The 11628-nt window shown below is 50.8% G+C and carries 11 protein-coding genes and 2 riboswitches; of the genes, 6 read left to right on the top strand and 5 right to left on the bottom strand.

Annotated elements, in window-relative coordinates; translation table 11 throughout:
• The 5 genes from Q0231_RS10965 to Q0231_RS10945 form a co-directional block, all read right to left on the bottom strand.
• A partial coding sequence (locus tag Q0231_RS10965; protein WP_299347703.1) for an imelysin family protein occupies positions 1 to 504 on the bottom strand: 504 nt, incomplete at its 3' end.
• 241 nt (positions 505 to 745) lie between these two features.
• The gene (locus Q0231_RS10960) at positions 746 to 1246 is read right to left on the bottom strand and encodes an SRPBCC family protein (protein ID WP_299347702.1); all 501 of its coding nucleotides are present in this window, start codon (positions 1244 to 1246) and stop codon (positions 746 to 748) included.
• Between the two features lie 74 nt (positions 1247 to 1320).
• A complete protein-coding gene (locus tag Q0231_RS10955; protein WP_299347701.1) occupies positions 1321 to 2070 on the bottom strand; it encodes a helix-turn-helix domain-containing protein in 750 nt (249 codons plus the stop codon).
• 155 nt (positions 2071 to 2225) lie between these two features.
• Complete coding sequence (locus tag Q0231_RS10950) at positions 2226 to 3173, bottom strand: hypothetical protein (protein WP_269392972.1); 948 nt, start codon at positions 3171 to 3173, stop codon at positions 2226 to 2228.
• Positions 3174 to 3362: 189 nt separating this feature from the next.
• Positions 3363 to 4505 carry an FAD-dependent oxidoreductase gene (locus Q0231_RS10945; protein ID WP_299347700.1) on the bottom strand — a complete coding sequence of 381 codons (1143 nt, stop codon included), beginning with the start codon at positions 4503 to 4505 and terminating at the stop codon, positions 3363 to 3365.
• Between the two features lie 53 nt (positions 4506 to 4558).
• A riboswitch (cobalamin riboswitch) is annotated at positions 4559 to 4790 on the top strand.
• Between the two features lie 120 nt (positions 4791 to 4910).
• Here Q0231_RS10945 and Q0231_RS10940 point away from each other — a divergent pair.
• The 6 genes from Q0231_RS10940 to cobN all read left to right on the top strand — a co-directional run.
• Entirely contained in the window at positions 4911 to 5588 is a 678-nt protein-coding gene (locus Q0231_RS10940) for an energy-coupling factor ABC transporter permease (RefSeq protein ID WP_299347699.1), read from the top strand.
• 72 nt (positions 5589 to 5660) lie between these two features.
• On the top strand, positions 5661 to 6356 hold the full coding sequence (gene mnmD, locus Q0231_RS10935; RefSeq protein ID WP_299347698.1) for a tRNA (5-methylaminomethyl-2-thiouridine)(34)-methyltransferase MnmD: 696 nt from the start codon (positions 5661 to 5663) through the stop codon (positions 6354 to 6356).
• Positions 6357 to 6372: 16 nt separating this feature from the next.
• Positions 6373 to 6599, top strand: a riboswitch (cobalamin riboswitch).
• 43 nt (positions 6600 to 6642) lie between these two features.
• Positions 6643 to 6816, top strand: a complete 174-nt coding sequence (locus Q0231_RS10930) for a CbtB domain-containing protein (RefSeq protein ID WP_269392968.1) — start codon at positions 6643 to 6645, stop codon at positions 6814 to 6816.
• 20 nt (positions 6817 to 6836) lie between these two features.
• Complete coding sequence (locus Q0231_RS10925) at positions 6837 to 7568, top strand: CbtA family protein (RefSeq protein ID WP_269392967.1); 732 nt, start codon at positions 6837 to 6839, stop codon at positions 7566 to 7568.
• A gap of 29 nt (positions 7569 to 7597) precedes the next feature.
• Complete coding sequence (gene cobW, locus Q0231_RS10920) at positions 7598 to 8671, top strand: cobalamin biosynthesis protein CobW (protein WP_299347697.1); 1074 nt, start codon at positions 7598 to 7600, stop codon at positions 8669 to 8671.
• The coding region (gene cobN / locus Q0231_RS10915; RefSeq protein WP_299347696.1) for a cobaltochelatase subunit CobN at positions 8671 to 11628 on the top strand (2958 nt) is incomplete at its 3' end. The genes cobW and cobN, both read left to right, overlap by 1 nt.

The following is an 11628-nucleotide window of genomic DNA, read 5'->3' as shown; positions in this document are numbered from 1 at the left end:
AACACCACCAGCCTCATGCAGTTTATTGGCAATTGCATCTGGGGTAATCGTGTCGATTTGGACCGGCTCGCCATTAATGATGACTTGTTTGTTGGCAATAACATTTGCAGTGTAAAGGCCGTTTTCGTCGCTTTCAGCGCCGTAATACCCAAGGTCTACATAGTCGATCAACCCCTCATCAAGTGGCCAAGCGTTTACCTTGCCTTCCCACTCATCAACAATTGCATTGCCGAACCGATAGGCTTCTGTTTGCTGATAAGGAACCCGCGCAGCGATCCAAGCTGTACGTGCGGCATCCAGGTTGGCGGCGGTGGGCTCGCTGAGCAAATTGTCGATGGCCTGATCAAGCGCCTTTGCGGTGATCAAACTGTCTTCGTAACCGGCCTGCGCAATATCTGCATAGTTTGCCAATAGGCTTTTTACATCGTGTGCGCCAGCAAATGCCGATGACGTCATCAGGGCTGCAACAGCACCCGCAGTTGCCAAAGATTTAAAAATATTCATCCGATTTCATTGGCTTCAAATTGCCAATGCTCCACGTTGGTATGTTTAACAGTTTTTGCCAGAATATGCGAAGAATTCAAGCATCGTTTAAGTGGAGTTACATAATCTAGATTTAAAATCAAACGAAAAATCAATGCTTTAGAACGATTCTAAGTTTGGCGGAATATGTTCCTAAACATGTAAACAAAAAGGCCGACCAAATGGCCGGCCCCAAATAAAATGCCGCAGAATTGCCTTTGCGCTAAGTCGCAGTGGCGACATTTTGCATATTGTTTTTTGAGTTCTTCTTTGCTTTTCGAGGGTGCACCCGACCCGTTTCGACCCAATGCTTAAACTCATTGAGGACTTTGGGCATTGTTTGGCTTAGTCCGAACCGAACCAGCATACCCATAGGTTGGGCCCACCATTTCATCCTGATGTCCGGCAACATGGTAACGCGACATCTGGTTTCGCCTAACGGGGAAACAGACCAGCTGTTAAATGCATATGCAACGACCGGCGGGCGGCCATCAATTAGTTCGTAATCGACCTGCATATCATTGTGGTCCATTTTGGTGATATGTTCAGTTAAGGTTCTCTTGCCAATGCGGCACTCTCGGTGTGCCCCTGATTTTGCCGCGCCAATAAGGATCGAGCTATCCAATAAACTCGTCCATTTGCCTGTATCTCCAAAACCTTCACTCAGTTCGTGCCAGGCCTTTTGTGCCGGAACGTTTATGTCTATATAAAATTTCAACTTCATGTTGCTCTCCTTGGCTAACATCAAGGATGTATGAAGCAAGGGTATAAACCCAATTCCCGGATAGGGAGGGATCGCTATTTTTTGGCCAATTCTTCAAAAAACAATCGGGTTTTTTCATCCGTTGGGAACGTCAGCTCTACGCGAATTTCGCTTAGGGTCACTTCGTGCGCATGAGAAAACTTCATAAAGGTTGAAAATGTTGAAAGCCGTTTGTCGCCCACCAGCAATATCGGTGAGAGGACAATATCATTGCCCCCCTTAAATTGAGGGCGCACAACGTTTTTCAAATGCTTTTCCATGCGCAAGACCATCTTTTCGAGCCGTTGATTGAAACACCCCGCCAATTCAGCTCGTTGCCTGTCTAATAAACCATGTGCAACCTCCGCCCAGTTTTCGACCAGTTTTGGCGCGTCCCCCAAGGGGTTGAAGAAGGTCTCAACACGTTCTTCAGGGGTTGAGGTCAACGCTGTGGGCGCGAAGTCTTTATATCCCTTGTTTGCAAGCAGAATGTCCCCCGCACCATTCATGGCGCAACCGGGGTAGGGGTTGTGGTTCTCAAGCACCGCTTCAATCGCGGCGCGGTAGGGTTCTATTCTTTGGTCGCCAAACTGATATTCTGCTCGTGCCGCTTGAAAGCCCGCAAGCCCAAGCAACTGATTGATCTCGCGAGATGATAGCTGCAAGGCGGTTGCGAGCCGCAAAATAAGGTCACGCCCGGGACGCGATCTACCCGTTTCAACAAAAGACAAATGGCGTGGCGTTGTACCGGCGCCAGACGATAAAGCGAGCTGACTTAGTCCACGTCGTTCACGCAAAAAACGCAACAATCGTCCAAAGCCGCTTGGTTCTCTATTGGGATCACTTTTCATGAACCAAGATTAGCGTAGCGAGGAGTGAAAGCAATTCCTTATGAAGGAAGCGACACAAAAAAGGGCTGCGACACGCCGCAACCCTTTAATGTTTGATCAGGCAAAAACTATTAGGCCTGTTTGATTTCCCACTGCTCATTGGCAGGGATGTCAACGATCTTGGTGAGATCGTTTTTGTCCATGGTGAACGAACACATCATCTTGCGCTCTTTGCCCTTGAGCAAACCAAGCTTTTTGATACCCAAGGCCACGGCACATTTCGCATAGGCACCAAGGCCGTCTGTGTTGGTGGACTTTGGTTCAATTCCCATGTGGCGACGCAGGTAACCATTGGTGTAATAAACACCATATTTGCGCTGTGCTTCTGGGGTGAAAAACTCAGTGGTAATTGAAACATTGAGGCCCTCAACATTGTCAACACGGTGCGGTGCGTTCAACTCCCAAGAAAGGGCTTGCCCTGGCTCAAGCAAAACACTTTGTGCTTCCTTGTCCCAATTGGCATCATAGCCAACTTCTTCTTCAGTTTCGCGCAAGATCACGCCTTCAAGCGTTTGATCTGGCAAATGGGTCTTATTGTCCGCATCATAAAGCCAAACCCGCTTTTTGCCGCGCAGGTGCCATAAGCAAATAAACGGAATATCTGTATGGTAGAAAACCCGCGCCGTTGGCGAAGAAATAAGCAGGCTAGATTCACGCTTAAAGGTTTTAAGCTTGGGGTTGCCCTCTTCCAGCTCTTCAAATGAATCATCGATCAGCTTGTGATATTCTGGAGCCACCACATCAAAACGACGCAAGCACATCCATACCTGACCATCGTGGATGGCTTTGACGATTTCTGCGCCCGTTAGGTCGCCCTTGTCGCCAGAGCGCCAAACCTTCTCTTCACCGACCTTGGTCATTGTGTTGAGCATGTAATATTCGCGTGGATATTTGTCGATCAGCTCAGCCAAAGCTTCATCTGTGAAAAATCCACTATCATTGAGTTTGTGCTGAATGCTGACTTGGCCCTTGCCAAAATTGTCCGCACCGCCCTTTTCAACCTGTGTCCAACGTCCCATCATTATCTCCTAAATTTCGGCCTAGCCCTGAATAACCTTCGAGCGCGGGTTTCCCGTCTTTCTCGTTGGCTTGATAAAGCGGTCCAAGCCGTAAATGACCGGTTAAAGGATAGCGGAAGCTGTAGGTCTGATGAGTTGTTCTTGATTTGAAGGTTAATTGTTTCAGTAAAATTTTTTGGTTAAATCGGTCTAAGTTCTTGGAAATATATGATTAACCCTGTTTTCAACTTGAAAACTGGGTGGCATTTCCAAAGCGGGGTTGCCAATAATCGGCGCCAAAACAGCAGCCGCCATGCGGTGGGCAATGCCAAAGGTAATCTTAAACCCGCCCGTACAAATGTGCAGGCCCTCATGTTCAGGAACCGGCCCAACCAATGGGTCTCGACCATAAGGCTGCATGCGCAAACTTGCCCAGCGTTCTACAACGGGGGCATTGCCAACCAAGGGGCAAATCCGACGCGCCTTTTCAATCACTTCTTCAAGTAGATGATCTGTTGTGTGCCCATCTTCAAACTCACGCTCTGACGTGCTGCCGACCGCCGTTCGCCCGTCATTGTGTACAATAAGGTAAACTCCGGCCTGATGCACCACAGGCAATTGCGGGTCTAACTTTGTGTCGAGCATGGCCGCTTGGCCTTTGATCGGGCGGCCAGACAATGATGGCACAAAGGGCTGCAGCAAATCAAAAGAGTTAAGCCCCGCCGTAACGATAATATCACGTGCAATTATGTGCCCGCCATCAGGCATTTTTAAACTCTTGTCGGCCTGCAACTCAACGGGACTATTTTCGAGAATATCAACTTTATCGCTGATACATCTCAACAAAGCGCTGGTGACCCCGCGCGGGTTAATGCGAGCCGAAAAATTGTCAATCGTCGCGCCATGCGGCATCACGTCTTCGTGCGGCCAATTGGGGTGCGTCGGTTTTTTTACGGTACGCATTTCATAGTTGCGGTTTGGCCGTGCCCATTGAATGGCTGCCGCATCGCATTTTTGCTTGGCTTCAATTTCATGCTCGGGCAGGCTGAGTGGCAAAATTCGGCCAACCCGGGCATAGCCGCAGTCTATGCCACTTTCAGCTTCAAGCTGTTGGGCGAACGGTTCCAAATCAATCAGGGCTTCAAATTGAAACTGTTTCTTTTCGTACCATTGAGTCGGCATATGCGGCATTAGGGCACCCAAAAGCCCACCACTTGCGCCCGAAGCGATGGTGTTTGCCTCAAATAAGGCAATCTTTAAGCCGGCTTTTGCGCCCAAGTACGCGCACCAAAGCCCAACGACACCGCCGCCGATAACCGCTAAATCATAATTTTTGCTTGCCGAAATACTCATAGTTTTGGATTGACCACATTCAATGTTCATTGACAAGACAAACCGCAAATTTTAGGTTCGCCAGTACTTCAGGTGTCCATTCGGCGATAAAGCCATTTTGAATGGGTGAAACGGGAAGTTGGTGCGGTCGACCCAATTAGGGGGCCAATTCCAACACTGCCCCCGCAACGGTAGATGAGAATAGATTGGGCCAAAAAGCCACTGCGTTTTCGTGGGAAGGCGATCCAATCTGAGTTTTTGCTCACCTCATAAGTCCGGAGACCGGCCTAAAGTGAATTGGAACCGGGTATCGTGGGATGCAACAGGTTTAGGCGATTGCCCTAAAACTGTTTACCTCAAATGCCTAAAACGTAGAACGACGCTTCGCACGGGGTAAGTGCGACGGAGTTAAAGGATATATCGATTATGCATATCGAACCAAGCATCGTAGATGGTGCAAAAATCACTCTCAGCTACGCAACAGCAACCGGCGCATTGGGCTATACGGCCAAAATCGCATGGGACATGGTGAAAACCGATGGCGCGGCATCGCTTGCCATCCGCGCTTTGTTCAGCACCGCCTTGGTCTTCTTCTATTTTCAAGTGTTGCCACACCACCCGGTTGGTGTTTCTGAAGTCCATTTGATCATGGGCTCAACCCTGTTCTTGCTGTTTGGTGCTGCACCCGCAGCCATCGGCCTTGCTGCAGGGCTTTTGTTGCAAGGTGTGCTTTTTGCGCCGATTGATCTGCCACAATACGGCATGAACGTGACATCGTTGCTCGGCCCATTGTTTGCAATGGCCCTTGTTGCACGAAAAATCATTCCCGCAAAAACTGCCTATAAAGACATTGGGTATGGTCAAGCACTTCAGCTTTCAACACTTTACCAAGGCGGCATTGTTGCTTGGGTTATGTTCTGGGCATTTTACGGCCAAGGTTTTGGCGCTGCAAACGTGGCCAGCGTGCTCTCATTTGGTGCAGCCTATATGACCGTGGTCATTGTTGAACCGCTTGTTGATCTTGCTGTGCTTGCTTGTGTGAAAACACTTAGCGGCTTGAAAGATAGCGGCCTATTTGAAAAACGCCTGCATGCAACAGCGTAAAGGCTCTAAGTAGCCAATTTGAAGGGGCGCATCAGTTGGTGATGGCGCCCCTTTTTTTCATTGGAATGGGCCATGGGCAAAGACAATAATGTTGAATGGCACGAAAACGACATGCCATTTTCCCGTGAGTTTGGTGACCACTTCTACTCACGCAACGATGGGCGGCTTGAGTGTGATCACGTGTTCTTGCGCGGCAATAGTGTCCAAGATCGCTGGGCCAATGCTGAGCATTTTTCGATTGGCGAACTTGGCTTTGGTACCGGGCTCAATTTGTTGGAAACATGGCGGCAATGGATTGAACTGCGCCAACCCCATCAGCAGCTAACATTCACTTCGTTTGAACTTTACCCAATGGGTAGTGCCGAAATTCTTCGTGCCATCACCCCTTGGCCTATGCTCACAAAGCTATGCGAAAAGCTGGTGGCAAATTGGTCTGAGATTAGCCGCGGAAAAACTGTAGAAATCGATACACAAACAACATTCCAATTGATGATCGGCGATGTGCGCCAAACCTTGCCAAGCTGGGAAAATAAAGCAGATGCTTGGTTTTTGGATGGCTTTGCCCCTGCAAAAAACCCACAAATGTGGGAAGCTGAGCTGATGCAATCCCTGGCCACAAAGACCCAAACCAAAGGCACGTTCGCCACTTATACCGTAGCCGGTTGGGTGCGGCGCAATTTGCAGGCAGCCGGTTTTGAAGTGGAGAAATGCCCCGGACATGCGGGAAAACGGCAAATGATGCGCGGCGTGCTGCAATCTGGCGATTGACGTGCCCCACGCTTTAATGTCAGATCATCGGCGTGGTTCTTGTCAGCGCAGTTCGTTGACGAGATGAAAAGGGAACATGGTGCGGCGTACCCAAAAGGGACCAAAACCATGGCTGCCCCCGCAACTGTGAGCGACCAGACGGCGCTTCTTTTTGCCACTGACCTCAAATTTGGGGCCGGGAAGGCGAAGTGTCGTTGTTACGAATCGCAAGCCAGGAGACCTGCCACACCTAGAGGTTGGAACCTTTCCAACCATTGCGATTATGCACACACGGAGGGTGTTAAAAATGACTACTCAAACGACTACAATTTCTCTTTCGATTTCTCAGCGGCTTATCGCCGGGTCCCTTGCGCTGTTTCTTGGCACGTTTTTGGTGGTGGGTATCGGCTTTGCTGGTGATCAACGTATGCATAATGGTGCACACGATTCTCGCCATGCTACGGGTTTTCCCTGCCACTAGGCTTCGCTTCGGAGAGAATAATGTTTAAAAATATCTTGTTTGCGGCGGTCTTTGCGGGCCTTGCTGCTGGGCTTGTTATGTCCGGTTTTTCTTTTTGGAAAGTCGTACCTTTAATCATTCAAGCAGAACAATATGAATCTGCCGATCATGACCATCATGCCGTGCCCGCTGAAACGTCAGAAACTGAAGTTGCGCATGCTGATGATCACGACCAAGCTGTGGAAGAATCTCCTCCGGCCTGGGCACCTACAGATGGGTTTGAGCGCAATGCATATACTGTTGCAGCAAACCTGCTCGTTGGCGTTGGTTTTGCGCTTATGCTCGGTGCCATTTCAGTATTGTTCGCCATTCCATTTAACCTTCAGAACTCTTTGTTGTGGGGTCTGGCAGGGTTCATTACTTTTTCAATCGCGCCTTCATTAGGGCTAGCGCCGGAACTGCCGGGCATGCCTGCAGGTGATTTAGGCGCGCGTCAAGTGTGGTGGTGGGCCACTGTTGTGGTCACAGCAGCGGCCTTTGTTACGATGGCTAAATTTCCTGAACCTATGGTTATCGCAGGGGCAATAGTGGCTTTACTTGTGCCCCACCTTTTGGGCGCACCGCAGCCTGAAGGTCATGATGCGAGCATGGTCCCGGCGCACCTTGCTGCCAATTATGTATCAGCGGCGCACTTCATGGCCGCAGCATTTTGGCTCAGTGTGGCGCCACTCTACGCGCTTAGCCACGACTGGCTATCAAAGCAAGACCACTAGCAAAACTCTCTCGAGTTAAGGATTCTAAAATGAAATCGAAAATTCCGGCAACGGTAATCACTGGCTTTTTGGGTGCAGGAAAAACCACCCTGGTGCGCCATGTTTTGAACAACGCTAAAGGCAAACGCATTGCCCTGATCATCAATGAGTTTGGTGATGTGGGCGTGGACCGCGATGTGCTGAAGGGCTGTGGCGACGAAGCGTGTGATGAAACAGATATGGTTGAATTGGCCAACGGCTGCATTTGTTGCACGGTGGCGGAAGATTTTATCCCGACCATCACCCAACTATTGGCGCGTGATCCGCGCCCTGATCACATCGTGATTGAAACGTCCGGCTTGGCATTGCCACAACCCTTGGTGCGTGCGTTCAATTGGCCTGAAATCAGAGCCGACGTAACCGTTGATGGTGTGGTCACAGTGGCTGACGCATCTGCGTTGGCCGAAGGGCGTTTCGCATCGGATGAAGCTGCTGTCGATGCGCAACGCCAATCAGACGAAATGCTTGATCATGACACACCGATGGGTGAACTTTTCGAAGATCAGCTGGTGTGCGCAGATCTGATTTTGCTCAATAAATCTGATCTGGTTGAAGAGGCAAAATTGCAAGAAGTTGAAGCTGAGTTGCGCAAACATTTGCGCGATGGGGTCAAGCTGGTTCGCACGCAAAAAGGCGAGATCGACATGGCGGCCTTGTTGGGTATCGAGAGCGAATCTCAATTGGACATGGAAAAACGCATGTCGCACCACGAACGCCATCACGCGGCTCAAGGTGATGGCCATCATCATCACAACCACGAACATGATGATTTTGATAGTTTCTCCATTCGATTGCCTGAAGTGCCGAGCAAAAAACAATTGTCTGACGCCGTGGAAAGCGTGATCCGCAAGCACGATATTTTGCGCCTAAAAGGCTTCGCGGCGATCAAAGATGCTCCCGCACGCCTTTCGTTGCAAGCGGTTGGCCCGCGCATTGATACCTATTTTGATAAGGTGTGGGGTGCAGAAGATGAACGCGGCACCGCGCTGGTGGTTATTGGGCAAGCGCCGCTCAACCGTGATCAGATCACTCAAGAACTGCAGGCAGCGCTGGGACAGATCTAATGCATCTTCTCACCGCACAAGCGGGGGAGATACAACAAGAAGGCGAAGCGATTGACCTTGGTCAGTCGCCCGCCGATATTCTGTTTCTGTCCGCTGCCGACACTGAGCTGGCTGCGCTTGCAAATGCTGCCGATGCGCAAAAGTTTGACCAATTGCGCCTTGCCAACACCATGCGCATTAGCCACAATTTCTCCGTTGACTTGTGGATCGAGCAAACGGCCATCAACGCAAAGCTGATCGTTGTGCGCCTGCTTGGTGGTCGTGCCTATTGGACATATGGCGTTGACCAACTCACCGCCATTTGTGCCGACAATGGCATTGCGCTCGCTTTATTGCCCGGCGATGCAAATCCTGATCCAGACCTGCAAACCCGCTCGACCGTTAGCGATGATGCCTATGCTGCTTTGCATGCTTTGTTTGTGGCCGGCGGTGCGGACAATATGGCTGGAGCTCTGAACGCCATGCAGGCAATCGTTGCAAGCGAGTTAGCTTTGCCAACGCCAAGGCAAACACCACGTGCAGGCATCTATCATCCGACCAAAGGTGTGCTCGCTCTTGAAGAAGTCAGTCTTGATACGGACAAACCCATCGCGCCGATTATCTTTTATCGCGCGTTGCTCGACGGCGGCAATATGGCCCCAATCCATGCGTTAATAGATGCGCTGAACGGGGGCGGTGTTCAACCATTGCCGTTGGTCGTCGCGTCCCTCAAAGAACAACTTTGTGTTGAATTTGCGCAAGCAACATTTGCACAATTTACACCCGACGTGATCCTCAATGCCACTGGCTTCGCGCTGGGCATCAACGACCTTAGCGACGGGCAAAATCCTTTCGCCAACACGGATGCACCGATCATTCAACTGCTGCAAGGTGGGCGACCCGCCGAGGTTTGGGAAAAAGACATTCAGGGCCTTAGCGCTAAAGATTTGGCCATGCAGGTTGTCTTGCCTGAGTTGGACGGGCGTATCGGCGATATTCTGATCGCCCACAAAGAACAAAACATTTGGCACGAGCGTACACAATGCCCCTTATCCGCCAATCAACCGCATCAACCCGGCATTGATGCGGCGGCTACGCTTGCAAGCAATTGGATTGTTTTGCGCAAAACCAAAGCAGCCGATCGCAAGGTCGGCATCGTTTTGGCCAATTACCCTATCCGCGATGGGCGCATTGCCAATGGCGTAGGCTATGACGCACCCCAATCAACTGTTGAGATTTTGAAGTTCCTCAAGCAAGCAGATTATGGATTGGGCGATTTGCCTGAAAATGGCAACGCCCTTGTGGAAGCTTTGCAATGCGGCCCCACAAATGCGCATCCGACACGCGGTGAGAGCCCGGCCAAACTATCTGTAAATGCCTATCAAGAACTATTCGCGCAATTGCCTGCATCAGTGCAAAACGAAGTCACAGAACGCTGGGGCGATCCTGCTGCTGATCCATTTGTGCGTAATGGTCTGTTTCACTTGCCCGTGCTCGATTATGGCAACGCGGTCGTCATGTTGCAGCCCGCACGCGGCTACCATTTGGATGCTGAAGCGAGCTATCACGACCCCGACTTGGTGCCTCCACACGCTTATCTCGCTGCCTATTTATGGCTGCGCCATCAGTTTGGTGCGCATGCGATAATCCATAACGGCAAGCACGGCAATCTTGAATGGTTGCCCGGCAAAGCCAACGCGCTTAGCCTACAGTGTTACCCGCAATTGCTGTGGGGCAACTTGCCCCATTTCTATCCCTTTATCGTCAATGATCCGGGTGAGGGTACACAAGCCAAACGCCGCACAGGCGCAGTGATCATCGACCACCTGACCCCGCCGCTGACGCGCGCCGAGACTTATGGTCCGTTAAAAGACCTTGAGGCGTTAGCGGACGAATATTACAATGCCGCCGGACTTGATCAACGCCGTTTGAAAGACCTTAAAACCCGCATTCTTGATCTGTGTCGTGACACGGGTTTGGACAAAGATATGGGGCTGGACGATCAACCTGATGATAGTGCACTCGTGACCATCGATACGTTTTTGTGTGAACTCAAAGAAGCGCAAGTACGCGACGGTTTGCACATATTTGGTCACGCGCCACAGGGGCGGTTAAAAACTGATCTGCTGGTTGCCCTAGCGCGTGTACCGCGCGGTGAAGAACGTGCAGAAGATAAATCCCTCATTCGCGCATTGGCAGATGATCTAGCGCTCGGTTTTGATCCCCTGTCTGCCCCAATGGGCGAACAATGGGATGGGCCAAAACCACAGATTCTAGTCGATCAAACCAACGACAACTGGCGACATATGGGCCATACCATTGAACGGCTAGAATTGCTGGCGGCAAAATTGGTTGCTGGCGAATTGGATTGCCTTGATCAGTGGTCAGCAAGCGAAGCAGTGCTGCTTGAAATCCAAAACTCGATATCACCAAAGTTGGAGCAGTCTGGTGCATTCGAACGCGCCAATTTGCTAAAAGCCTTAGACGGTAAGTTTGTGTCGCCCGGCCCCTCCGGTGCGCCAACACGCGGACGGTTGGATGTGTTGCCGACAGGTCGCAACTTCTATTCGCTTGATAACCGCGCTGTGCCGACGCCCACCGCGTGGGAGTTGGGCAAAAAGTCCGCTGAAAACCTCATCACGCGCCATTTTCAGGATCATGGCACCTATCTATCGGCCATCGCTTTGTCGGTATGGGGCACATCCAACATGCGCACCGGCGGCGATGATATCGCACAAGCAATGGCCCTGATCGGCGTTAAACCGAAATGGGATGTAGGTTCTCATAGGGTCTCGGGATATGAGATTATCCCTTTGGCCAAATTGGGTCGTCCTCGAGTTGACGTAACCTTGCGCATCTCAGGTTTTTTCCGTGACGCGTTCCCCGCGCAAATTGAATTGTTTGATAAGGCCATTCGCGCCATTGGAGCGCTTGACGAGCCTTCAAGCGAAAACCCTATCGCTGAGCGGATGCGCACT

Origin of the sequence: uncultured Maritalea sp. (assembly GCF_937139385.1) — a bacterium.
Classification (GTDB): Bacteria; Pseudomonadota; Alphaproteobacteria; order Rhizobiales; family Devosiaceae; genus Maritalea; species Maritalea porphyrae_A.
The sequence above is the reverse complement of the archived record's forward strand: the minus strand, read 5'-3'. Positions and strand labels throughout refer to the sequence as shown.